Annotated in this window: 22 protein-coding genes; 7 read left to right on the top strand and 15 right to left on the bottom strand. The window is 71.4% G+C overall.

Annotated elements, in window-relative coordinates; translation table 11 throughout:
- The 3 genes from IT293_15615 to IT293_15625 form a co-directional block, all read right to left on the bottom strand.
- The coding region (locus IT293_15615; protein ID MCC6766085.1) for a response regulator at positions 1 to 1,384 on the bottom strand (1,384 nt) is incomplete at its 3' end.
- Entirely contained in the window at positions 1,300 to 1,692 is a 393-nt protein-coding gene (locus IT293_15620) for a response regulator (GenBank protein MCC6766086.1), read from the bottom strand. The genes IT293_15620 and IT293_15615, both read right to left, overlap by 85 nt.
- Positions 1,671 to 3,698, bottom strand: coding sequence for a sensor histidine kinase (locus IT293_15625; protein MCC6766087.1), 2,028 nt, complete (start codon positions 3,696 to 3,698; stop codon positions 1,671 to 1,673). The genes IT293_15620 and IT293_15625 overlap by 22 nt, the downstream gene beginning before the upstream one ends.
- Positions 3,699 to 3,857: 159 nt before the next feature.
- Here IT293_15625 and IT293_15630 point away from each other — a divergent pair, with 159 nt between their 5' ends.
- Positions 3,858 to 4,823: an LLM class flavin-dependent oxidoreductase gene (locus IT293_15630; GenBank protein MCC6766088.1), complete on the top strand. Its 966-nt coding sequence runs from the start codon at positions 3,858 to 3,860 to the stop codon at positions 4,821 to 4,823.
- A 237-nt stretch (positions 4,824 to 5,060) separates the two neighbouring features.
- Positions 5,061 to 5,522 carry a nucleotidyltransferase gene (locus IT293_15635; protein ID MCC6766089.1) on the top strand — a complete coding sequence of 154 codons (462 nt, stop codon included), beginning with the start codon at positions 5,061 to 5,063 and terminating at the stop codon, positions 5,520 to 5,522.
- 12 nt (positions 5,523 to 5,534) lie between these two features.
- Here the strand turns inward: IT293_15635 and IT293_15640 are convergent, their stop codons facing one another.
- The 8 genes from IT293_15640 to IT293_15675 all read right to left on the bottom strand — a co-directional run bounded on the left by IT293_15640 (position 5,535) and on the right by IT293_15675 (position 14,206).
- The gene (locus IT293_15640) at positions 5,535 to 6,323 is read right to left on the bottom strand and encodes an enoyl-CoA hydratase/isomerase family protein (protein MCC6766090.1); all 789 of its coding nucleotides are present in this window, start codon (positions 6,321 to 6,323) and stop codon (positions 5,535 to 5,537) included.
- A gap of 42 nt (positions 6,324 to 6,365) precedes the next feature.
- A complete protein-coding gene (locus IT293_15645) occupies positions 6,366 to 6,782 on the bottom strand; it encodes an OB-fold domain-containing protein (GenBank protein MCC6766091.1) in 417 nt (138 codons plus the stop codon).
- 13 nt (positions 6,783 to 6,795) lie between these two features.
- Positions 6,796 to 7,971 carry a transporter gene (locus IT293_15650; GenBank protein MCC6766092.1) on the bottom strand — a complete coding sequence of 392 codons (1,176 nt, stop codon included), beginning with the start codon at positions 7,969 to 7,971 and terminating at the stop codon, positions 6,796 to 6,798.
- Positions 7,972 to 8,222: 251 nt separating this feature from the next.
- Positions 8,223 to 8,771, bottom strand: coding sequence for a response regulator (locus IT293_15655; GenBank protein MCC6766093.1), 549 nt, complete (start codon positions 8,769 to 8,771; stop codon positions 8,223 to 8,225).
- Between the two features lie 42 nt (positions 8,772 to 8,813).
- Positions 8,814 to 10,118, bottom strand: a complete 1,305-nt coding sequence (locus IT293_15660; GenBank protein ID MCC6766094.1) for an aminotransferase class III-fold pyridoxal phosphate-dependent enzyme — start codon at positions 10,116 to 10,118, stop codon at positions 8,814 to 8,816.
- Positions 10,119 to 10,171: 53 nt separating this feature from the next.
- Entirely contained in the window at positions 10,172 to 11,356 is a 1,185-nt protein-coding gene (locus tag IT293_15665) for a sulfotransferase (protein MCC6766095.1), read from the bottom strand.
- Positions 11,353 to 13,110 (bottom strand): aminopeptidase P family protein, encoded by a 1,758-nt coding sequence (locus IT293_15670; protein MCC6766096.1) that lies wholly within the window; start codon positions 13,108 to 13,110, stop codon positions 11,353 to 11,355. The genes IT293_15665 and IT293_15670 overlap by 4 nt, the downstream gene beginning before the upstream one ends.
- A 106-nt stretch (positions 13,111 to 13,216) precedes the next feature.
- The gene (locus tag IT293_15675; GenBank protein ID MCC6766097.1) at positions 13,217 to 14,206 is read right to left on the bottom strand and encodes an amidohydrolase family protein; all 990 of its coding nucleotides are present in this window, start codon (positions 14,204 to 14,206) and stop codon (positions 13,217 to 13,219) included.
- Between the two features lie 161 nt (positions 14,207 to 14,367).
- On the opposite strand from IT293_15675, the gene IT293_15680 reads away from it, so the two are divergent.
- Positions 14,368 to 14,808 carry an FKBP-type peptidyl-prolyl cis-trans isomerase gene (locus IT293_15680; protein ID MCC6766098.1) on the top strand — a complete coding sequence of 147 codons (441 nt, stop codon included), beginning with the start codon at positions 14,368 to 14,370 and terminating at the stop codon, positions 14,806 to 14,808.
- Here IT293_15680 and IT293_15685 read toward each other — a convergent pair.
- The 3 genes from IT293_15685 to IT293_15695 are packed head-to-tail and all read right to left on the bottom strand — an operon-like array spanning position 14,805 to position 18,605.
- Positions 14,805 to 17,234 (bottom strand): xanthine dehydrogenase family protein molybdopterin-binding subunit, encoded by a 2,430-nt coding sequence (locus IT293_15685; protein ID MCC6766099.1) that lies wholly within the window; start codon positions 17,232 to 17,234, stop codon positions 14,805 to 14,807. The genes IT293_15680 and IT293_15685 overlap by 4 nt on opposite strands.
- Positions 17,231 to 17,686, bottom strand: coding sequence for a (2Fe-2S)-binding protein (locus IT293_15690; GenBank protein ID MCC6766100.1), 456 nt, complete (start codon positions 17,684 to 17,686; stop codon positions 17,231 to 17,233). The genes IT293_15685 and IT293_15690 overlap by 4 nt, the downstream gene beginning before the upstream one ends.
- A 43-nt stretch (positions 17,687 to 17,729) precedes the next feature.
- Positions 17,730 to 18,605 (bottom strand): FAD binding domain-containing protein, encoded by an 876-nt coding sequence (locus IT293_15695; GenBank protein MCC6766101.1) that lies wholly within the window; start codon positions 18,603 to 18,605, stop codon positions 17,730 to 17,732.
- 257 nt (positions 18,606 to 18,862) lie between these two features.
- Here IT293_15695 and IT293_15700 point away from each other — a divergent pair, with 257 nt between their 5' ends.
- The 4 genes from IT293_15700 (at position 18,863) to ptsP (ending at position 22,723) form a co-directional block, all read left to right on the top strand.
- Positions 18,863 to 19,291: a hypothetical protein gene (locus tag IT293_15700; GenBank protein ID MCC6766102.1), complete on the top strand. Its 429-nt coding sequence runs from the start codon at positions 18,863 to 18,865 to the stop codon at positions 19,289 to 19,291.
- Positions 19,288 to 20,175 (top strand): enoyl-CoA hydratase/isomerase family protein, encoded by an 888-nt coding sequence (locus tag IT293_15705; GenBank protein ID MCC6766103.1) that lies wholly within the window; start codon positions 19,288 to 19,290, stop codon positions 20,173 to 20,175. The genes IT293_15700 and IT293_15705 overlap by 4 nt, the downstream gene beginning before the upstream one ends.
- Before the next feature lie 110 nt (positions 20,176 to 20,285).
- Positions 20,286 to 20,996 carry a hypothetical protein gene (locus tag IT293_15710; GenBank protein ID MCC6766104.1) on the top strand — a complete coding sequence of 237 codons (711 nt, stop codon included), beginning with the start codon at positions 20,286 to 20,288 and terminating at the stop codon, positions 20,994 to 20,996.
- The gene (gene ptsP / locus IT293_15715) at positions 20,990 to 22,723 is read left to right on the top strand and encodes a phosphoenolpyruvate--protein phosphotransferase (protein ID MCC6766105.1); all 1,734 of its coding nucleotides are present in this window, start codon (positions 20,990 to 20,992) and stop codon (positions 22,721 to 22,723) included. Before IT293_15710 ends, ptsP begins: the two co-directional genes overlap by 7 nt.
- Before the next feature lie 104 nt (positions 22,724 to 22,827).
- On the opposite strand, the gene IT293_15720 is transcribed toward ptsP, so the two are convergent.
- Positions 22,828 to 23,760: thiolase family protein (locus tag IT293_15720; protein MCC6766106.1), on the bottom strand; the 933-nt coding region annotated here is incomplete at its 5' end.

The raw sequence follows: 23,760 nt of genomic DNA on the forward strand, positions 1-23,760 counted from the left end.
CGAGCTCGTGCGCCGGGATGCGCTGCCCCGGCTGCCCGAGGAGCGCCGCCAGATAGACGAAACCGCGCGTACCGCGTACCCGGAAGTCCCTGCCCTGATATGCGATCGCCCACACGTCGCCCTCGCAGCGGAAGACGTTCGGCGCCTCGACGTCCGCAGTGACCGGTTCGAGCGCGCCGCGGTGCTCCGGAGCCTCGCCACTCCCGCCCGCGTCGAAGGCCTCGATCGGGCGCAAGAACCCGGGAAGCACGAGCGTGCCGACCGACCGGGCGCTCACCCCGAGCTCGGCCAGTACGCGCCGCGTGACGAGCACCTGCCCCGGGCTCGCCGTCGCCGCGAGCGCAGCGGCGAGCTCGGTGACGATGCCCACGACGCCGTAGTCGAGGCGGCTCGCGAAGCCGATCGTGCCGATCGTCGCGTAGCCGATCGCGACGCCGACCACGAAGTCGAGGTCGTAGCCGCGCGCCCGCCAGCGCGTCGCGAGCGCGTCCGTGGAGGTCGCGCGCATGGCGAGGGCGAGGTCGACGGCGCGCCGGGCGGCGTCCGGGACGGGAACCGGGTCGTTGAAGAGGACCGTCATGGCGTCGCCGCTGAAGCGCTCCAGCGTGCCGCCGGAGCCGTCCACGAGCGCCCCCATCGCCCCATGGTAGTCGCGCAGCACCGCCATCAGCTCCTCGGGCTCGGCGCTCTCGGCAAACGCGGTGAAGCCGCGGAGCGCCGCGGCGAGCACGGTCACCTCGGCGCGGTGCGCCCGGAGCGGGTCGACGGCGTCGGCCGCGACGAGGCGCTCGGCGACCGCCGGCGCGAAGAAGCGCTTCAGCCGTGCCAGGCGCGCCAGCTCGTCGACCTGCGCCCGCACCTGCGCCTCGAGACCCGCGTTCAGCCCGGCGAGCTCCGCGGCCTGCCGCTCCACGCGTTCGTGCAGCGTCCGGATGCGGAGCAGCGAGCGCACGCGCGCCAGGAGCTCGTCAGGATCGACCGGCTTCGAAAGAAAGTCGTCGGCGCCGGCCTCGATGCCGCGCACCCGCTCCGCGCGCGGATCGACCGCCGTCACCATGACGATCGGGAGCGTCGCGGTCCGGGCCTCGGCACGGAGCGCGCGGCAGACCTGGTAGCCGCTCATGCCCGGCATCACGACGTCGAGGAGCATGAGGTCCGGAGGCTCGCGCGCGAGCGCCTCCTCGCCGGACGCCGCGGTCGCGACCTCGTGGCCCTCGGCGCGCAGGAGGTCGGCGAGAAGCTTCGCGTTTCGCGGGTCGTCGTCGACGACCAGAATGCGCCGCGACGGTGCGCCGTCGGTCACGACCGCTCTCCCTGCGTCCGGTCGAGCACGGCGCGGACCTCGTCGAGGATCTGGTCGATGTCGAGGGGCTTCACGAAGCATCCGTCGAAGCCGGCGCCGACGATCGCCGCGCGCTCGAGCGGCATGGCGGACGCGGTCACCGCGACGACCGGCGTCGCGGCGGTACGGCCATCCGCCCGGAGCGCCCGCAGCGCCGCCACACCGTCCATTCCCGGCAGGTGGACGTCCATGAGGATCAAGGCCGGTGTGGATCCGGTCCACGCGAGCTCGAGGCCGCGCTCGGCGGTCGTCGCCTCGACCGTCTGGTAGCCCTCGACCCGCAGTACGTCGCGCAGGAGCTTCAGGTTCAGGGCGTTGTCCTCGACGATCAGGATCCGCTCGTGCGCCATCGTTGCACCAGAGCATCCTCGCGCCCGCCGGACAACGCCTCGCGCGCCGGCGCCGGGAGCGTGAACGTGAACGTGCTGCCGCCACCGACGGCGCTCGCCAGCGTGATGCGCCCGCCGTGCAACTCCACCAGGCGCTGTACCAGCGCGAGTCCGAGGCCGGTCCCTTCCCGCCGGCCTTCGCGCGTTCCCGCCTGCTGGAAAGGCTCGAACACCCGCGCCCGGTCCTGCGGAGCGATCCCGATGCCGTCGTCGCTGACCGCGATCACCACGGCGCCCGCCTCCCGGGTCGCGCGCACGGTGACCGTCCCCCCCGCGGGCGTGAACTTCACGGCGTTCGCGAGCAGGTTGATGAGGATCTGGCGCACTCTTCGCGCGTCGCCGATCCATTCCCCGATCCCCGCGTCGACGTCGGTCGCGAGCCGGATCTCCCCGCGCGCAGCGCGCTCGCGCACGAGCAGCAGCGACTGCTCGATTGCCGTCCGCACATCGAACGGCGCGGGCTCGAGCTCGAGCCGGCCCGCCTCGATGCGCGACAGATCCAGGATGTCGTCGATCAGCGACAGGAGATGTTGCCCCGAACCGTGGATGTCCTCCAGGTACTCGGCCTGCTTCTCGCTGAGCCCGCCGAACACGCGGCGGAGCAGCACGCGCGAGAATCCGATGACGGCGTTCAGCGGCGTCCGCAGCTCGTGCGACATGTGCGCCAGGAACTCCGACTTGTGCCGGTTCGCCGCCTCGACCTCCGCCGAGCGCCGCTCGAGCTCGCGGAGCAGCCGCTCCTTTTCTCCGAGGCTCTCGGCGAGCGCGCCCTGCAGGAGCTGCACGCGGTCGGCGAGGACGAGGGCCAGGGTGAGCGCCGTCGAGAAGACGCCGAGCTGCATGGCGTGCGTCGCGACCCAGGTGCCGGGCACGAGTCCGAAACCGCGCGCCGTGTGCACGACGACCGCGAGCCCGATGCCGCCCCACGCGAGCAGATAGAAGCGCGCCGCCCGATACCCGCGGCGCCAAGCCACGACCGCCGCCGGGAGGAACGTGAGCGCGATCGACACGATGACGACCCCGACGACGCGGATCATGGCCGGGATGCTGACCGCGAAGCAGAGCGCGAGCACCGCCGTGAGCGGCCACGCGACCCGGCGCAGCCAGCGGTCGAGGGTCGGCAGGTAGCGCCAGGTGACCAGGAAGCGCCGCGAGAAGAGGCCCGACGCCACCCCCGAGACGCCCGCGAAGAAGTGCAGCGAGCGCAGCGCCCACGCCGGCGAGCCCGGCCAGAGGTACTGATAGGCGAAACCGTCGAGGCAGAGCTGGTAGAAGGCGAAGCCGGTGATCGTGGCGACGTACAGCAGGTAGACCGCGTCGCGGATCGCGAAGAACTGGATCAAGTTGTAGAGCACGAGCGCCGAGAGCGCGCCGTAGTAGAAGCCGTAACCGAGGCTCTCGGTCGTTTGCGCCGCGGCGAAGGCGCTTCCCGACCAGAGCACCGGCGAGAGCAGCATCGTGTCGTCGCCCGCCACGCGCAGGTAGTACGTCGTCGTCTCGCCCGCCCGGGTCGGCAGGCTGAAGACCGGCGTGCGGTGCGCGATCTCCCACGCCGCAAACGGCACGCGTTCCCCGGCGCTCGCGACGACGAAGCCGCCGGCGCCGTCGGGCGCCCAGCGATCGATGTGGTCGACGACCGCCCACGGCAGCTCGACGAGCCAGCGCTCGGCGTGCGACGCTACGCCCGACGCCTCCGGGGCCCGCAGGCGCACCCTGAGCCACCACGCGGAACGCGTGAGGCCGGCGTTGAACCCGTCGCCCGGGCTCGGCGTGAAACGATCCGCGAACGCCGGCGACGCGACGTCCGCGATCGTCCAGGTCCCCGCGCGATCCTCGAGGAGCCCGACCGCCGCGCCGAGCGCGAGCGGCGTCCGCACCGTGGCGAGCGCGACCGCCTCCTGCGCGTCCGCGCGGGAGGCGAGCACGGCGGCGAGGGCGGCGAGCGCGAGCGCGGACGCGGGATGCATGCGCGACGACCATGCGTCGAGCGCCTCCCGCCGCGCAAGCGCGGATCGCCGCCCGCGCCGAGGTCGGCCGCCCGCGCGGCCTACGTCCGGGATCGGCATCCTCCCGCGCCGGCCGGATGGGCATGCCGCCGTGACCGTGCTAGCGCAGCCGGCATGTCGATCACGCTCTCCTGCGCCTTCGCCACCTCCGAACGGAGCCACGAGCACGCCCGCATTGCCGAGGAGCTCGGCTACGCGCACGCCTGGTTCTACGACTCTCCCGCCCTCTATTCCGACGTCTGGGCGCAACTCTGCCGCGCCGCCGAGCGCACCACCCGGATCGGCCTCGGGCCCGGAGTCCTGGTCCCGAGCCTCCGTCATCCCATGGTGAACGCGGCGGCGATCGCGACCCTGGTCGGCATCGCGGGCGAAGCGCGCGTCGCGATCGCGATCGGCTCCGGCTTCACCGGGCGTTTCACGCTCGGGCAGCGCCCGATGAAGTGGACCGACGTCGTCGCCTACGTCCGGACGCTGCGCGCGCTCCTCGCCGGCGAGCAGGTCGAGTGGGACGGCGGCCTCCTCCAGATGCTGCACCCCGCGGAGTACGGCGCGCCCCGGCCGATCCGCGTCCCGATCGTCATCGCCGCCGCGGGACCCAAGGGCATTGCCGCCGCCAAGCAGCACGGCGACGGCGCCTTCGGCGCGCCGATGCCCATCCCGGGGTTCGCGCGCAGCATCGTATTGACCTTCGGCACCGTGCTCCGCGACGGCGAAACGCCGGGCGCCGAGCGCGTGCTGGCAGCCGCCGGCCACGCCGCGCCCGTCCTCTTTCACTTCGCCATGGAGAACGGTCGCCTCGACCTGCTGCCGAACGGCGCGGCCTGGGCGGCGGCGTACGCCGACGTTCCGGCGAAGGCGCGCCACCTCGCCCTCCACGACCGCCACCTGATCGAGGTCAACGAGCGCGACCGGCCGTTCGTGACCGCCGAGCTGCTGGCGCAAAACGGGCTCGCCCTCGATGCTGCCGGCTGGCGGGATCGCGTGGCGATGCTGGAGTCGATGGGCGCGACCGAGATCGCCTACCAGCCCGCCGGACCGGACATCCCGGGCGAGCTCGAACGCTTCGCCGCCGCGATCCGCGGTTGACCACTTTCACAGGAGATTTCGCGAGGACCCAGAGCTGAAAACGTGGCACATCGCAGCCGATTTCATGGTACGAAGAAGAGCAGATGACCGCCCGAAAGATCGTGACTCGGATGTTGCGCGGCGGCCAGCCAGACGACGGCGAGTTCGATCGCCAATTTTGGCGCAGCGCTGGGCCCGAACGCATCTTGGACGCCGCCTGGCAGATGGTTCTGGAAGCGCGTAATTGGCAAGGAAAAGATGGCGACGAACCCAGACTTCAAAGATCTGTTTGCAAGCTTCAACGACGCCGCCGTTGAGTACCTGGTCGTTGGCGCCCATGCGGTGATGGTTTTTACGGAGCCTCGCTACACAAAGGATCTGGACCTTTGGGTTCGTCCGAGCGCTATCAATGCCAAGCGGGTGCTCCGGGCGTTGGCAGCCTTTGGCGCTCCATTGCAGGGGCTGAGCGAGACTGATTTTTCCTCGGAAGGAACGATCTTTCAGATGGGTGTTGCGCCCAATCGGATCGACGTCATCACCACCGTTGATGGCCTGCGCTTCGAAGATTCGTTCTCGAGAGCGCTGCGCACGACCTACGGAGGGGTGCCCATTTCCGTCTTGGGCGCCGACGATCTGGTGATCAACAAACGCACCGTGGCGCGACCGCAAGACCTGCTCGACCTGGAACGCCTGGAGCGGGCGCTTCGAAAACCCGACTGAACACGCATCCAGTCAGCGCCCGGTGAACTTCGGGGGGCGCTTCTCGGCGAACGCCTTCGGGCCCTCCGCCGCGTCGGCGGAGGCGAAGACGCGGGCGCCGAGCGCCTTCTCGAGCACGAAGCCCGACTCGAGGCCGAGCGCGCGCACCGCGATCTCCTTCGCGGTCTTCACCGCGAGCGGGCCGTTCTTGCAGATGGTCTCTGCCCATTTGACCGCAGTCGGCAACACCTCGGCGGCCGGCACGACGGCGTTGACCAGGCCGACGTCGTAGGCGCGCTTGGCGTCGATCGGCCGTCCCATCAGCAACAGCTCCATCGCCACCGCCCACGGGATCTGGCGCGGCAGCCGGATGTGCGAGCCGCCGGTCGGGATGATGCCCCAGCGCACTTCCCCGAGTCCGAAGGTCGCGTGCTCGGCGGCGATGCGGAGGTCGGTACCCTGCAGGAACTCGAGGCCGCCGGCGATGCAGAAGCCGTTCACCGCGGCGATGATGGGCTTGAAGACGTCCGAGAAGGGCCGCTTGGTGTGGTCGCCGTAGCCGAGGTCGTCGCCCTCGGCCATCGCCGGGATGGCTTCCTTCAGGTCCATGCCGGCGCAGAACGATTTCTCGCCCGCGGCGGCGAGGATCGCGACCCAGAGATCCGGGTCGGCGTTGAAGTCGGCGAAGGCGGCGTCCATGCCGCGCAGCATGTCGGCGGTGAACGCGTTCATCGCCTCGGGACGGTTGATGGTGACGATCGCGATGCGGTCGCGCTTCTCGTAGAGCATCGTCGGCGGCAGCGTCGGCGGCGTCCTCTTCATTCGGAGTCCTTTCAGGCGAACGGTGGCAGCGGTGGCGCGCGCTCAAGCGCGGCGGAACTTCGGGAGCGTCACCTCGGGGGAGGCCGCCACGAACACGACCTCGACCGGCATGTCGATCGCGAGCGCGTCGGGCGGGCAGTCGACCATGAGGCTCACGAGCCGGACGCCCTCCTCCATCTCGACGACGACCGGCGCGTACGGAGCGTCGGCCGCGAAGCCGGGGTGCATCGCGCGCGCCGCGACCGTCCAGGTGAAGATGCGGCCGCGGCCGCTCGAGCGCGTCCATGACCAGGCGGCGCCACCGCACGCGGCGCAGATCTCGCGCGGCACGTGGCGCCAGGCACCGCACGCGTCGCAACGCTGGAAGCGCAACTCGCCCTGCGCGCACCAGGCGTAGAATTCTCCTGTCAGGCCCTGCAGGGCGGGCAGCGGTCGCGGCGTTGCGGCAGGCTCGCTCATCGGTCGGTCCTCGTCATGCGCGGCGGAGAATGGCGATCGAGCCGTCGCCGAAATCGCCCCAGCCGGTCACGACACCGAGCTCGGCATCCGCGACCTGACGCTCGCCGCCGTCGCCGCGGAGCTGCCGCACCGCCTCCGTGACGTGGCTCATGCCGAGCACGTGCGCTTCGGAAAGCAGCCCGCCGTGGGTGTTCACGGGAAGCGCGCCGCCGAGCTCGATCGTGCCGCCCTCGACGAAGGCGCCGCCCTCGCCGCGGCCGCAGAACCCGGTCTCCTCGATCTGCTGCAAGACCTCGAAGGTGAAGCAGTCGTAAATCTCGGCGAAGTCGACGTCGGCCGGCGTGATCCCGGCCATGGCGAACGCGCGCGGCGCCGCGATCGTGAGGCCGGTCTCGAACAGGTCCTTCCGGTTGGTGATCTCGTCGGCGGGATAGGGCTGCGCCGCCGCGACCCCGAGGATGGACACCGGACGCCGGCGGAGGTCGCGGGCTCGCTCCTTGGTCGTGACGACCACGGCCGCCGCGCCGTCGGTCTCGAGACAGCAGTCGAAGAGGCGATACGGCGCCGTGATCATCGGCGACGCGAGATAGGCCTCCATGGTGAGCGGCTTGTCCTTCATCACGGCGCCCGGGTTCAGCTGCGCGTGCTTGCGCATGGCGATCGCGATCGCGCCGAGCTGCTCGGGCTGCGTCCCGAACTCGTGCATGTGGCGACGCGCGATCAGCGCGTACCACTGCGGCGGCGCGGTCAGGCCGTAGGGCATGTAGTAGTCGCGCGCGATCGCGCCCCCCGGCAGCGACGACACGTCCATCGCGACCGTCTCGCGGGCCCGTCGTCCCGAGTAGCCGTTCCACCCCGCCGGCAGGAGCACGTAGTCCGCGACGCCGCTCACGACCGCGGCGGCCGCGACCTGCAGCGACGCCACCGGCGCGGCCCCGCCCATGTGCACGGTGGTCGCGAAGCGCAGGCTCGCGATGCCGAGATTGGCGGCGAGCTCCTCGGCGCTTCCGAGGTTCGGAAACGGCATGACGCCGTCGAGCTGGCGCGGCGAGAGGCCGGCGTCGGCGAGCGCCGCGAGGGAAGCTTCGAGCTGGATCCCGAGCTGCGTCTTCCCGGAGCCCGGCGCGCGACAATACGCGGTCTCGCCGATGCCGACGATGCAGGCGCGATCGGAAAGGGACGTCGCCATGGCGAGCCGACATAGCCGATCACTCGTGCGCGTGCCACCGACCCGCGCGCACGGGTAGTGGGTCAGTTCGATGGGGGGCGACGCGGGACGAAGCCGATCCGTCTTCGTCGCCGGCCCGGCGCGCCCGAACTCGCTCGCTCCGCTCGCTCGAACAGCGGGCGCGCTGATCGGGCCGACTCCTCGCCGGATGCCTCGGCTCGCGTCCCGACGTCGCCCCCCATCGAACTGACCCACTACCCGCGCACGTGGGGTCACTCCGCCAGGAGCTTGGCGAGCGCGTCCAGGCTGACGGGTTTCACCAGGTGGGCGTGGAAGCCCGCCTCGATGGCACGCGCCTGGTCCTCGGGAAGCCCGTAGCCGGTGAGCGCCACGAGCTTCGTGCGGGCGGCGGCACCGGCGGCGCGGGCGCGGCGCGCGACCTCGTAGCCGTCGATCCCGGGCAGGCCGACGTCGACGAGCGCCACGTCGGGTGGCGCGTCCACGAGCGCGGCGAGCCCCGCGACGCCGTCCGCCGCCGACCGCACGCGATGCCCCGCGAGCGTCAGGAGCTCGCAGAGCGCTTCGCGGGCGTCGTCGTCGTCCTCGACGACGAGCACGTCGCGCCCCGCGGCGCCCCCGCGCCGCGGCCGTGCCGCGATGCTCCGTCCCACGACCGAGGCCGCGATCACGCCGATCACGATCGACGCCGGGAACCCGCCGCCGAAAAACAGCGCCGAGCGCCACACGGCAGCGTCGACCAGCGCGAGCGGCAGCAACGCCGCGGCGGCGAGCAGGAACAGCCGACGTCGCAGGGGGCACATGCGCGGCCTCCTACATGCCAGACGCCCTCGTCGTTGCGCCACTCACCCGTGGCGCAGCCGTTCCACCGCCTCGCCGAACGCCGCGAGCGTCCACGCGATCTCCTCGTCGCCGTGCGCCGTCGACAGGAAGAACTTCTCGTGCGCCTTGACGACGCCGGCCTCGAGCAGATGCGCGGTGAACGCGGCGGCGCGCGCGTGGTTGGCCGCGAGGGCGCTCCGATGATCGACGACGGGCGCGGCCGCGAACCACGGCTGGAAGACCGCCGGCTCGCCCTGAACGTGCGCGGGGATCCCCGCGTCGTCGCACATGCCCTGCAAGGCGCTCATGAGGCGCCGTCCGGTCGCCTCGAGATCCGGATAGATCCCGGGGCGGCGGAGCTCGGCGATGCAGGCGAGCGCCGCCGCCGCCGAGACCGGATTGCCGCTGTAGGTGCCGGTGAGCAGCACGCCGTCGCCGGTCGTCCGCCGCTCCGGGTCGGCGAGCGCCAGGATCTCGCGCCGGCCGCAGACGACGCCGAGCGGATGGCCGCCGGAGATGCTCTTCCCGAGCGCGCAGAGATCGGGGGTCACGCCGTAGCGGCTCTGCGCGCCGCCGAGGCCGAGCCGGAAGCCCGTCACGACCTCGTCGAAGACCAGGACGATGCCGTAGTGCGCCGTGATCCGCCGGAGTTCGGCCAGGAATCCCGGGCGCGGCGCGATCGTGCGTTGCAGCGGCTCCACGATCACCGCGGCGATCCGGTCGTGGTGGCGCTCGATGATGGCGCTCGCCGTCGCGATGTCGTTGAACGGCGCGACGAGCACGTCGGCGGCCGTGCTCGCCGGGATGCCCCGCGAGCCGGGCACCGCGGCGGGGAACGGCGCGGGCGCGTGCGTCCACTGGGTGCTCATCAAGGCCGCGTCGTGCATCCCGTGATAGGCGCCCTCGAACTTCAGGATCACGTCGCGGCCACGAAAGGCACGCGCCAGCCGGAGCGCGTAGTAGGTCGCTTCCGAGCCCGTGCTGTGGAACGTCACCGCCTCGGCGCACGGCACGAGCTCGACGAGCGCCGCGGCGAGCCGGATCGCCGGCTCGCTCACGAGGAGGTAGCTCGTGCCGCGCTCGAGCTGTTCGGCGACCGCCGCGACCACCGCCGGATGCGCGTGCCCGAGGAACAGCGGCCCCGAGCCGAGCAGGTAGTCGACGTACTCGTTGCCGCTCGTATCGACGAACCGGGCCCCGTGCGCGCTCGCGACCACCATCGCATCCTCGGGGCGGCCCGAGGGGCTCCGCACCCCGCTCGGCAGGAGCCGCCGCGCCGTCGCCAGCAGCTCCGTCTCGCGGGCGCCGCGTGTCCGCCGTAGGCTCATGTGCGTCCCGCGGGGCATGCCACACCTGCGATGGAGCCGGTGCGCACCGAGGCTCAGCGCGCCGGCGTCGGCGCGTCGCCCCCGAGATCGAAGTGTCCGATGTACGCGGCGAAGCGCTCGCGCACGCGCGCCGGCGGGAGATCGAGCCCGTCGTCGATCCGCCGCGGCGCGGCATACGCTCCGTCAGGATCGCCCTCCTGCCATGCCCGCATGCGCGCCTCGGCCTCCACCGAGAGCTCCATCCCGAACCGGTCGTAGATCGCTCGCACCGAGGCGATCGGGTCCGCCACGAAGTCGCGGAAGAACACGTCGTGGAACTGCGCCGGGTCGTGGCGTGCGCGCGTCGCCATCGCGCGCTCCGCGGCGGCCGCCCACACCTCGAGCTGCTCGCTCGCGATCGCGGCGCGGTCGATGTCGCGCTCGTAGATGGCGCGGAAGCCGGCGATCAGCTCCACGTATGACGCCATCACCTGCGCCGGGTCGCGGTGGGTCTGCACGATGCAGGCATCGGGATGGGCGGTGAGGAGCGCATCCAGGTGCTTCAGGTGCACGGGATACTTCAGCACCCAGCGCCGCGGATCGTCGCCGCCGACGAGCCCGAGCAGACGCCGATGGCGGCGATAGGTCTCGAGGTGCCGCCCGTTCTCGTACCAGGCGACGTACGACGGCACCGTCGCGTTCACCTCGAAGGAATCGTCGGTGAAGCTCTGCGCGAGGAAGTGGCGGCACTCCTCCGCCAGATCCGGCATCATCAGATGGATCTTCCGCAGGCCCGGATCGAACGCGTACATGGCTTCGATCTCGGCGCCGGCGGCGCGGAAGGCGGGATCGGCACCCCAGCCGGCGAGCAGCGGCCGCCGGCGCGGGCGCGCCGCGAGCCAGTACTCCAGCACCTGCACCGCCGGATCCTGGGCGAGCAGATGGTGGAGCGCGGTGCTGCCGGTGCGCACGAGGCCGAGCACCACGATCGGCCGCCGGATGGCGTCGGCGGCCGCCGCGACTCCCGGGGCCTTCAGCCCCGCCTCCGAGCGGAGCCGCGTGGCGAGGAGCCCGACGAGATGCGCGCGCGCCGCCGCCCGGCCCGTGTCGTGGAAGCGCGCTTCCCGATCGTAGGCGTCGAGGATGCGCCCGAAGGCCTCGCGATACGACGGGTCGCCGAAGTCGTCGCAGCCGGCGGCGGCGATCGCCTCCTCGTGCAGCATCGCGTCGCTCGCGCGGAAGGACGCCGCCGCGCTCATCGTCCGAGTGGAGCGGCCGCGCGCGCGAGCCAGGCAGCGTCGGCCGCGTCGAGGTCGGGCGTCAACGCCGCCAGCACGGCGGCGTGGTAGTCGTCGACCCACGCGCGTTCCTGCGGCCCGAGCGCGGCGACGTCGATCAGGCGGCGCTCGAGCGGCGCCACCGTCAGCGTCTCGAACGCGAGCGTCCGGAGCTCCGCGCCTTCGGGCTGCGGCTCCGCCTCGATGACGACGACGAGGTTCTCGATGCGGATGCCGAAGGCATCTGGCTTGTAGTAGCCGGGCTCGACAGACAGGACCATGCCGGGCTCGAGCTTCACCTCGGTCGACCGCTTGGAGATGCTCTGCGGCCCCTCGTGGACCGAGAGATAGCTGCCGACGCCGTGGCCGGTGCCGTGATCGAAGTCGACGCCGCTCGCCCAGAGGAACTGCCGCGCCAGCGGGTCGAGCTGCGCGCCGGTCGTGCCGAACGGGAAGCGCGCCCGGCTCACGGCGATCATCCCGCGCAGCACCTCGGTGTAGCGGCGCCGCATCTCGGCGGTCGGGGCTCCCAGCATCACGACCCGCGTCACGTCGGTCGTCCCGTCGAGGTACTGACCGCCGCTGTCGACGAGATAGAGGTCGTCGGCGGCGACGACGCGCGCCTGGTCGGCGGCGACGCGATAGTGCGGCTGCGCCGCGTTGCCGCCGAGCGCCGATATCGTGTCGAAGCTCGGGCCCCGGTAGCGCGCGCCGCGCGCGCGCAGCGCGCCCAGCACCTCGGCGAGCGTCCACTCCGACTCGCCGACCCGCGAAGCCGCGTCGAGCCAGGCGAAGAACCGCACGAGCGCGACGCCGTCGCGATGGTGCGCGCGCCGCATGCCCTCGATCTCGACCGCGTTCTTCCGTGCCTTCGCCGCCTGGCACGGGTCGGCCCCGACGTCGACCGCCGCCCCGGCGGCTTCGAGCCGGTCGTGGAGGAACACGTTGCCCGTGCCGGCGTCGAGCCGCACCTTCTTGCCGCCGCACACCGCGAGCGCCTCCTCGAGGTCCGCCGGCGCCGCGATCGCGACCGCCCCGCCGCCGTCGCACTCGAGCGCGGCGCGCACCTCGACCCCGACCTTCGCCGGGTCGACGAAGAGCGTCGCCGCCGCGTCGGCCCGCAGGATGGCGTAGCCGAGCACGAACGGCGTCATCGGCACGTCGGCGCCCCGCACGTTGAAGAGCCAGGCGAGACTGTCGGACGCGGAGACGACGAGCGCGTCGAGCCCCGCCTTCGCGAGCTCCGCCGCCATGCGCACGCGCTTGGCGGCGGACGTCTCGCCCGCCACCGCGAGCGGATGGAGCACGACCGGGCTCCGCGGCGGTGGCGGCCGGTCCGCCCAGCAGCGATCGACGAGGTTCGGCTGGATCGCCACGAGCTCGACGCCGGGACCGGCGAGCGCCGTCCGGTGCCGCTTCACCTCGCCGACGGTGTGGAGCCGCGGGTCGAAGCCGACGCGGTCGCCCGCCGCGAGATGCTGCTTCACCCAGTCGAGGAAGGGCGTCTCGATGACGTGGCGATGCTCCCAGAACGCTGCGTCGCTCTGCTGCCGGACCTGGAGGACGTAACGGCCGTCGACGAAGACCGCGGCGTGGGCGCGGCCGATCACGGCGAGCCCGGCGCTGCCGCTGAAGCCGCTGATCCAGCGCAAACGCTCCTCGGATGCCGGGACGTACTCGTTCTGGTGCTCGTCGGCGCGCGGCACGAGATACGCCGCGATGCCGTGCTCGGCCATGGCGGCGCGGAGCGCTCCGAGCCGCCGCCCTTGCTCGCCGGGTCCCCGGAGAGGGTCCGCCCCGGCGCACCCGGAGAGTGCCGTGCGCTCGGAGAGTGTCACCCGCTCACCCCTTCTTCTTCACCCGCTTCGTCGGCTCGATCTTGGCGAGCTTGGCGAGATTGAGGCCGAGGAACTTCGCCCGCATGTCCTCGGTGATCTCCGGGTAGCCCCACTTCTCCTGGAGCTCCTCGGGCATCTGGAGATTCCGCACCCAATCGACCACGCGCGGCATGTCGTCGAAGGCGAGGTCGAGCCCCATCACGATCTTGTCCGGGCTCACCCATTGCAGCGCCTGGCCGATCATGTGGTAGCCGCGGTACGGGGCGCGCTGCAGCCACCCGATAATGCCGGAAAGGCTCAGGTACAGGTTCCTGTGCTTCCCGGCATAGCCCATCATTTCCTCGTGGTAGGGCCAGCCCATGTGGTACGCGATGACCTTGAGCTCGGGAAAGTCGAGGCAGACCTCGTCGAGAAGGAGCGGCAGCGTGTACTTCGTCGGCTGCGGGCAGACGTAGGCCATGCCCATGTGGATCGTGAGCGCGACGTCGAGCTCGCACGCCTTCTCGTAGAACGGCCAGAGCTGGCGGTCGTTGAGCGGTCCGTCCTCGGGCGCGTACACCTTGCAGAGTTTCGCGCCGCGCTCCTTCACGAGGTACTCGAGCTCCCAGATGGCGTTCTTCACGCCCCGCCGCATGATCGGACCGACGTTGCACTCGAGGTACATGCGGTCGGGATACGGGGCGATCTCCTCCAGGATGAAGCCGTTGGTGGACATGCAGGTAGCGTACCCCGCGACGTCCATCATCGACTCGCGGAGCGCGAAGCAGACGTCGACCCCGGCCTTGTCCATCCATTCGATGAGCGCGTGCGCCCGCGCCGGCGGCATGGCCGCTCCGCCCGCCAGGTCGCGGTTCGCCCACGCCCGGATCACGCCGTCGATGCTCTGCCACCAGCGCGTGAACCCCGGATAGTAGCTCATCTCGTGCATCGAATGGTCGTTCATGAAGTGGCACTCCGAGAGGGCCACGAAATGGTCGGTCGCCGTTGTGCTCACGCTGGTCTCCTTCGCGCGGGATTCGAATGGGATGCGGCGCTGCTTCTTAGCCCGGTCCGGGTCTCGTCGTCGAGCCGCCCCGCCCGCCGCCTACCTTGACCGCCCCGTGCCCCGTGGCTAGCGTGCGGCCGCTTCGACACTCCCCACGACGAGGTTCTCGCATGCGTACACCGATCTCGACGGCGCTCGCTCTCGCGGCGCTCCTCGCGCTCACCCCGACACCGACGCCGGCGGCGGATCCGGCGCCGTCCGCTTCGCCCGCCGGATCGATGGTGACGACCAAGAGCGGGCTCGAGTACGTCGAGACCAGTGCCGGCGAGGGCGCCACGCCGAAGAACGGGCAGACCGTCGTGGTCCTCTACGCGATCACCGCCGACGGCAAGACGATCGAGGGCAAGAACGGCGGCCGCACCTTCGAGTTCACGCTCGGCAAGAACCAGGCGCTGAAGGGCCTCGAGGAAGGCGTCTCGACGATGAAGGTCGGCGGCAAGCGCACCCTCCACGTCCCGCCCGCGCTCGGCTACGGCGCCGAGGGCGTTCCCGGACGCGTGCCCCCGCACGCGATCCTGCAGATCGACGTCGAGCTGAAGGCGATCCGCTAGCGTCGCGCCGCCTTCCCCTGCTGCAGGAGGGTCCAGAGGCGTTGCGGGCTCGCCGGCACCTCGCGGAGCTCGAGGCCGAGCGGCACGAGCGCGTCGTTGATGGCGCAGAGAATGGCGGCCGGCGTCGTGTGCATCGCGCCCTCGCCGCAGCCCTTGGCGCCGAGCGGCGTGAACGGTGACGGCGTGCAGAGCGCGCGCTTCTCCGTCATCGGGACCTCGTAGATCGTCGGCAGGAGGTAGTCCATGAACGTCGACGTGCGCAGCTGCCCGTCCTCGTCGTACACCGCCTCCTCGAGGAGCGCCGCGCCCACGCCCTGCGCGACGCCGCCCTGGGTCTGACCCTCGACGTTCGCCGGATTGAGGCGCGTGCCGCAGTCGTCCGCGATCCAGTACTTCCTGATGTGGACCTGGGCGGTCTCGACGTCCACCTCGACCAGCACGAGGTGACACGCGTTCGCGGCCGTGAGGTAGCTCTTGGCGCGGCCCTGATCGTCGGCGGGCGTCCTTCCGGGCGCGGTCCAGACGTAGGTCGCCTCGGGATTCGGGTCGACCCCCGGCGGCAAGAGGTCGCTGCGCGCGAGCATCGTCTGCGCGACTTCCTGGAACGGCATCGACGCCTCGGGCATGCCCTTCACGCCGATCCGCCCGTCGCGAAGCTCGACGTGCTCGGGCGTCGTCCGGAAGAGTCCCGCCGCGACCGCGACGAGCTTGTCGGTGAGCCGCCGCGCCGCACCGAGCACGGCGCCCGTGATCGCCACCCCGAGGCGGCTTCCGCCCGGCCCGAAGTGCGGTGGCGCCGCCAGCGTGTCGAGCGCGATGACCCGGACGTCGGCGATGTCAACCTTGAACCAATCGGCCAGCACCTGCGCCGCGACCGTGTACTGCCCTTGCCCTTCGAGGGCGAACCCGACCTTGATCGTGAGCTTGCCGAAGAGGTCGATGCCGACGGTCGCGCCTTCGGGCACGCCGGTGCCGGGCTGGCCCACGATCGCGTAGGCGTTCCAGTCGAAGACCCCGGGCTCGATCGTGTTCACGAGGCCAATGCCGAGATAGCGGCCCTCGGCGCGCAGGCGCGCCTGCTCGGCGCGCAGCGCCGGGTAGTCGGCCATCGCGAGCGCGGTCTCGAGCGCCGCCGCGTAGTCGCCGCTGTCGTACTCATTGCCGCTCGCGATCGTGTAGGGGAAGGCGTCGGGCGGAATGAAGTTCCGCCGACGGATCTCGGCCGGGTCGAGCGCGAGCTCGCGCGCCGCCAGATCCATCAGCTGCTCCAGCACCCAGTTGTGGGGCGGCGGACCCATGCCGCGGTACGGACTTCCCGGAAGCTTGTTCGTGGCGACGATCGTGAGGTCGTACTGCGCCGCGGGAATCGCGTAGCAGCCGGTGAAGCTGGTGAGCGGTTTCGCCGCGCTCACCGCCCCCCAACCCTCCGCCGTCGCGCCGAGGTCGTCGAGGAGCCGGACCCGGAATCCGAGCACCTTGCCCTGGGCGTCGAGCGCGACCGCCGCATCGTAGTGGCGGTCCCACGCCTGGCTCGCGCCGCCGGCGAGGTACTCCATGCGATCCTCGATCCATTTCACCGGCCGGCCGCCGGCCTTGCGCGAGAGCAGCGCCGTGATGTCGGTGCCGCGCGCCCCGCCCTTGCCCCCGAAGCTGCCGCCGTGCGGATGAGCGATGAACCGCACCTTGTTGAGCGGGAGGTTGAAGACCATCGCCCGCGCCATCGCGAAGTGGTGCTGCGCCTGGAAGCTGCCGCGGCACGTGAGCGTGCCCTCGAGCTCGTCCCATTGGCTCACGACCCCGAAGGTCTCGAGCGGGTTGGCGCCGAGCCGGTTCCAGCGGAACTCGCGCTGCACGACATGGGTCGCGCCGGCGAACGCGCCGTCGACGTCGCCCCACGTGAACAGCTTCCGCAGCATCACGTTGTCGCCGTTCTGCTCGAACACGAGCGGGCTTCCGACGTCGAGCGCCTTGCGCGCGTCGGCGACCGCCGGGAGCGGCTCGTACTCGACCGCGATCAGCTCGAGCGCGTCCTCCGCCACGTAACGGCTGACGGCCGCCACCGCCGCGACGGGCTCTCCGACGAACCGCGCCTTGTCGGTCGCGAGGCAATGGGTGCCCCAGCCCGGCGGCACGGTCATGACGGGATTCGACCAGCGCTTCGCGTCCTCGCCGGTGACGACCGCGACGACGCCCGGGAGCTTCTCCGCCTCGCTCGTGTCGACGGAGACGATCGTCGCGTGCGCGTGCGGGCTCCGCAGAATGGCGCAGTGGAGCATGCGCGGCAGCACGAGGTCGTCGATGAACTGCGTCCGGCCGGTCAGGAGCGCGGGATCCTCCAAGCGGTCGATCGGTCGGCCGACGTAGCGCGGCTCGCTGTTCGGAAGCTCCGCGACGCTCGTCGGAATGCCGGTGTCGCGCTCGCTCATTTCGTCCGCATCTTTTCGACGGCGACGTGCACGGCCTCGACGATGCTCTGGTAGCCCGTGCAACGGCAGATGTGCCCGCCGAGCGTGTCCGTGATCTCCTCGTCGGTCGGCGTGCTCGTGCGGCTGAGAAGCTCGTAGACGGAGATCATGAACCCGGGCGTACAGAAGCCGCACTGGAGGCCGTGCTTCTCGAGGAAGGCCCGCTGGATCGGGTGCAGCGTCGGGCCGTCGGCGAGGCCCTCGACCGTCTTCAGCTCCGCGCCGTCCGCCTGGACGGCGAGCATGATGCACGAGCGCACCGCCTTGCCGTTCCAGAGGACGGTGCACGCCCCGCACACGCCGTGCTCGCAGCCGACGTGGGTGCCGGTGAGGCCGAGGGTGCCGCGCAGGAAGTCGACGAGCGTCGTGCGCGGCTCGACGTCCGCCTCGTGGCGCTCGCCGTTCACCGTCATGCTGATGCGTCGGGTGGTGCTCACGTCGTTCGTCGCCCCCTGGTCACGCCGCGCGCGCCCGCGCCGCCGCCTCGGCGAGCGCGCGCCCCACGAGGACCCGCGCGAGGTCGCGGCGGTAGTCGGCGCTCGCGTGCACGTCCGTGAGCGGCTCTTCGAGGTCGCCCGCCGCCCGCGCGCCGGCGCGCGCGAAGACCGCCGCCTCCGCGCGTTGGCCCACGAGCAGCCCCTCCGCCGCCGCGGCGCGCACCGGCGTCGCTCCGACGCCGAAGAGCACGAGGCGCGCGCGGTCGATCGCCCCGTCCGTCGCGAGCCCGACGCTCGCCACCACGCCGGCGAGCGCGAAGTCGCCGTGGCGACGCGCCACTTCGATGATCGACCAGCCCGTCCGGCGCGCCAGCGTGGGAAAGCGGACCGCGGTCAGGATCTCGGTGGGCGCGAGCGCCGTCGTGAGATACGTGAGGAAGAAGTCCGCCGCGGCGACCGATCGCGCGCCGCCCGGCCCGACGGCGTCGAACGTCGCGTCGAGCGCCAGCGCCAGCGCCGGCAGCTCCGCTGCCGGGTCGGCGTGCGCCAGCGAGCCGCCGACGGTGCCCTGGTTGCGATTCTGCGGATGCGCGATGAGCTGCAACCCGGCGTGCAGCAGCGGATGACGGGCCTGCACTTCGCGCGAGAGCTCGACGGTCCGCTGCCGCGTCATCGCGCCGATCGCCACGGTCTCGTCGTCGGCGCGTACCCAGTCGAGGTCCGGGATGCGCGCGAGATCGACCAGGATCGCCGGCCGCGCGAGCCGCATGTTGAGCAGCGGCACCAGGCTCTGCCCGCCGGAGAGGACCTTCGCATCGCCTTCGTGGCGAACCAGCAGGTCGGTCGCCTCCGCCAGAGACACCGGCGCGGCGTAGTCGAACACGGGCGGCTTCATGCGAGCGGTCGCACGCCGTGGACCGAGCGGCGGGCGGACGGAATAGAACATGTTGCAAATCGGACGGCAAGCGGAGGCGACATGGCCTCGCCGTCCGCCGGCTCCGAGCGGTGCGGCGTATTGCGCCCTGCGATGACCGCTACTACGATCCGGCGCAGTGCCGACGATCACGTGCAAGCCGTTTCCGGAGCTCGCTCCTCGCCCCGCCGCAGGCGCGTGATCCCGCCGCTGACGCCGGAACGCTCAAGGGGAAACCAATGGATTGCCTGTTCGTCGTACGCGACGCGGTCGCGAGCTCGCTCATCGGCACGCTCGTCGTCGCCCGCGACGCGCGCCGGGCCGGCCGCGCGGTCGGCGTCGTCGTCACGGGCGAGGCGCTCGCGGCCGTCGCGGGCGGGACCTTCGGCTGGCCGCGCGAGCTCGCCGGGCAAGCGATGCGTCTCGGCCTCGCCGATCGCGGCGCCAAGGAGCTCGGCCTGCCGCTCCTCGCCAAGGGCGAGGGACGGCAGCTCGACCCGAAAGCGCTCCTCGCCGCGGCCGTCGCGGACGGCGTGACGGTGTACGCCTGCCCCGTCTGGTCGACCCTCCTCGGCATCGTGACGCCGCCCGCGGGCCTCACCGCGCTCGACCGTTCCGGGCTGGCGCGCCTCCTCGCGGAGGCGGGAAAGGTGGTCGGATCCCTATGAGCTTCGGCGCCTGGTCGCGGGTGGAGAGCGAAGGCCTCGTCTTCGACGAGATCGTCTACGAGAAGAAGCATCACACCGAGCTCCAAGGCGGCGTCGCCCGCATCACGATCAACAAGCCCGACAAGCTCAACACGATGACGCTCCACACGGTCGACGAGATGTTCCGCGCCTTCTACGACGCGAATCACGATCCGACGATCGGCGTCCTGGTGATCGCGGGCGCCGGCAAGCACTTCGGCGCCGGCGGCGACGTCGCGTGGGAGCGCTGGGGGCTGCGCGAGGCGTTCTACAACCGCTATCCGCACAACCGCCTGATCCGCCTCTCGCGCAAGCCCGTGATCGCGCAGGTGCAGGGCTACTGCCTCGGCGGTCACAATCACATGGCCTACGTCTGCGATTTCACGATCGCCGCCGACAACGCGATCTTCGGCCAGGCCGGCCCGCGCGTGTCGAGCCCGGCCGACGGCTACTTCGTGCCCTTCCTCACCAAGGTCGTCGGCCACAAGAAGGCGCGCGAGATGTGGATGCTCTGCCGCCGCTACCCCGCGCTCGAAGCGCTCGAGATGGGGCTCGTGAACCGCGTCGTCCCGCCCGAGCGGCTGGAGGCCGAGGTCGACCAGTGGTGCAACGAGCTCTTCCTCGCGAGCCCGGGCTGCCTCGAAGTGCTGAAGGCCGCCTTCGACCAGGAGATGGACGGGTACGCCGAGCTCGGCGTCATCTCCAGCAACTTCTATCCTGACTGGTTCGACACGCCCGAGGGCAAGGAAGGTGGCAATGCCTTCGTCGCGAAGCGCGTGCCGCGCTTCTACGAGCTCCGCGAGCGCGAGACGGCGGCACGAGCGAGGCTCGTCGCGGAATACGAGGACGCCGCCAAGAAGAAGTGACGGCGCCGTCGCCGCCGAAGCCCTGCCGCCCGCCAGGTCCGACGACCCCCACGTGCACGACCGCCGGCCGTGTGTCATCCTCACGTGGGGTGCAGACGTTCAGAGCGCACGTGTCGCGCATTCGGTCTCTGACGCACGACGTTCGCGAGATCGAGCTCGCGCTGCTCGAGCCGGCCGCGATCGGCTTCGCGCCGGGGCAGTTCGTGTCGTTCGAGATCGAGCGGGAGGGCGGCTTCTCCTCGACGAGGGCCTATTCGATCGCGTCGCCGCCGAGCCGACCGCACCTGATCGAGCTGCTGCTCAATCGCGTACCCGCGGGACCCGGCTCCGAGTATCTCTTCGCGTTGCGGGAGGGCGACCTCACCACGTTCAAAGGACCGGTCGGCAGCTTCACGCTGCGCGACGGGACGCGGGATCTCCTGTTCGTCGCGACCGGCACGGGCATCGCGCCGCTCCGCTCGATGTTGTGGTCGCTCGCCGAGAGCGGCTCGGCGCGCGCGGTCACGCTGCTGTGGGGGCTCCGCAGTCAACGCGACCTGTACTATCAGGACGAGCTGGAACATCTGCGATCGCGGCTGCCGCGTTTCTCGTTCGTCACGACGTTGTCACGCCCCGCGAGCGATTGGCGCGGAGCCGTCGGCCGCGTGTCGTCGCTCGTCGACGCGAGTATCACGACGGTCGGGAATCTCGACGTCTTCCTCTGCGGCAACGCCGCGATGATCCGCGACGTGCGCGACCTCGTTCGCAGGAAGGGCCTCTGCCCGATCCACACGGAAGAGTACTACGACGACCGTGCCGAATCGCGGCCTCCGCCATGCTGAGGGGCATCACGGTCTCACGCGGGGTCGTCGAGGGCACGGCGTACGTGATCGACGACGCGAGCCCCCTGACCATCCCACGGCGAACGATCGACGAGGGCGCGGTCGCCGCCGAGCTCGCCCGATTCGCCGCCGCGTTGGACGAAGCCGAAGTCTGCCTGCGCGGTGTCCACGCGGACCTCCGAAAACGGATCGGCGCGGAGGAGGCGCGCGTCTTCGAGGCCGACGTCCTGCTGTTGCGAGACCCGACGTTCGCGAGCCGGGTCGCGGAACGCTGCGCGCGCGAGCGCATCAACGTGGAGGCAGCGGTCGCCGACGTGGTCGAGCAGCTGTCGGCGAGCTTCGCGGCGCTCGACGACGCGTACCTGCGCGAGCGCGCGGCGGACGTGCGCGACGTCGGCCGGCGCGTCCTCGAACGCCTGCTGACCCACCGTTGCGAGCATCTGCATCACCTGCCGGAAGGCGCCATCATCGTGACGGGCGAGTTGCTGCCGTCCGCGACGGCGCGCATGAACCTGCACGCGGTGCGCGGCATCGTCACCGAAGGCGGGGGGCGCACCTCGCACGCGTCCATCCTCACGCGCTCGCTCGGCATTCCGGGAGTCATCGGGGTCAAAGGTGTCGCCAGCCGGGTCAAGACGGGTGACGTGCTGATCGTGGACGGCTCGGCAGGCACCGTCCACGTCAATCCGTCGCCCGAGGTGCGCCGGGAGTACGCGCGGCTGCAGGCGGCGTTCGCGGCGTACCGCGACAGTCTCGACGAGATGCGCGACGTGCCGGCCGTGACGGCGGACGGCGTCACCGTGGAGCTGTCGGCGAACATCGGCAAGATCGCGGACGCGGAAACGGCAGTGTTGTTCGAGGCGGAAGGCGTCGGGCTCTATCGGACCGAGTTCAACTTTCTCGTCTGCGACCGGTTTCCGACCGAGGAAGAGCAATACCGGATCTACGCCGGCGTCGCGGACCGGATGCGGCCGCGGCCGGTGGTCATCCGCGCGCTCGACCTCGGCAGCGACAAGGCCCTCCCCTATTTCCCGAGGCCGGCCGAGGCCAATCCCGCTCTCGGGCAGCGCGGAACGCGTTTGCTCCTGCGGCATCCCGACCTGTTGCGGGCCCAGCTCGGGGCGATCTTGCGAGTCGGCGCGACGCATCCCGTGCGCGTGTTGCTGCCGATGATCGGCGCCGTCGAGGAAGTGATCGCGGTCAAGACGATCCTCGAGGACGTGAAGGACCGGCTGCGGCGCGAGCGCGTCCCGTTCGACGCGAACCTTCCCGTCGGCGTGATGATCGAGACGGCCGCGGCGGCGATCGTCGCGGGTGATCTGGCGGAGGAGGCGGATTTCCTGAGCGTCGGCACGAACGACCTCGTCCAGTACGTGCTGAGCGCCGATCGGACCAGCGAGGACATGATCGCGTACCACGAACCGCTGCATCCGGCGGTCGTGCGCACGATCCACGCCGTCGTAACGGCGGCGCGCACCGCCGGCAAGAAGCTCTCGGTCTGTGGCGAAATGGCGGGCAACGCGGCCTACACCGAGTTGCTGCTCGGACTCGGCGTCCGGAGCCTCAGCGTCACGCCGGGCGAGATCCTCGCGATCAAGAAGGTCGTCCGGTCGATCACCCTGGCCCGCGCCGGGCAACTCGCCGCGCGCGTGCTCGAGCTCAAGACGGTGCACGACATCAAGACGTGCTGCCGGACCTTCGGGGTCGCGTTCGCCGACGAGCTCTGAGTCGCTCGGGGGCCGAACGCCGCCTGACGCCGCTCGCGCGCTCGCACCAGGGAACCGAACGCGCCGCCGGCGGCAGTGACCGCGTCGCACACGAGCACAGATGGTCAGCGGCTCAGGACATGGACCGCGACGGCAGCTTCCTCGATGCCCTGCAGGCCGCCGCCGTTTTCCTGGATGGCGTGCCGGGCTCCGGGCACCTGCCGGCCGCCGGCCTCGCCACGCAGCTGCGTGACGAGCTCGAAGAGCTGGCCGATGCCGGTGGCGCCGAGCGGGTGACCCTTCGACTCCAGGCCGCCGGACGGGTTGATCGGGATGCGCCCGCCGAGCGCGAAATCGCCGCGCTCGGCCGCCGGGCCGCCGCCGCCGAGCGGCGCGAAGCCCAGGTTCTCGGCCTGCAGGATCTCGCCCATCGCGGAAGCGTCGTGCACTTCGGCCACGTCCATGTCCTCCGGCCCGAGCCCCGCCGCCTCGTAGGCCTGCTGGGCCGCCAGCCGGCTGATGTGCTTTTCCGGCTCGTCGAGGTCGCGATGCGTGAAGCTGCGCACTACGCTCGCGGCGATCCGGATCGAGCGGCGACGATCCGCTCCGATGCGCCGCAGCCCTTCCTCGGTGCAGAGAATCGCCGCGGCCGCGCCGTCCGAAAGCGGGGCGCACATCGGCAGCGTGATCGGGTAGGTGATCGGCGGGGCGGCCAGCACTTCGTCGATCGTGAAGGGCTTGCGGAACTGCGAGAACGGATTGTGGACCGAGTGCTGGTGGTTCTTGGCGCATACCGCGGCGATCTGCCGCTGCGTCGTGCCGTAGGTCCGCATGTGCCAGCGACAGAACGCCGCGTAGACCGCCATGAACCTGCTATAGGGCCGGTCCGACTCGGAGCCCGGCGGCGGCGTGACGCCTTCGCCCATCCTGACCAGCGTGGCGTAGTTCTCCTCGGCCCGCGACACGTCCCAGCCGCCCTCGAAGATCGCGAAGGCCTTCGCCTTGTCGGGAATGTTCATCTTCTCGGCGCCGATCGCGAGCGCCACGTCGGCCGTCCC

This window comes from Deltaproteobacteria bacterium (assembly GCA_020848745.1).
Taxonomy (GTDB): domain Bacteria; phylum Desulfobacterota; class Binatia; order UTPRO1; family UTPRO1; genus UTPRO1.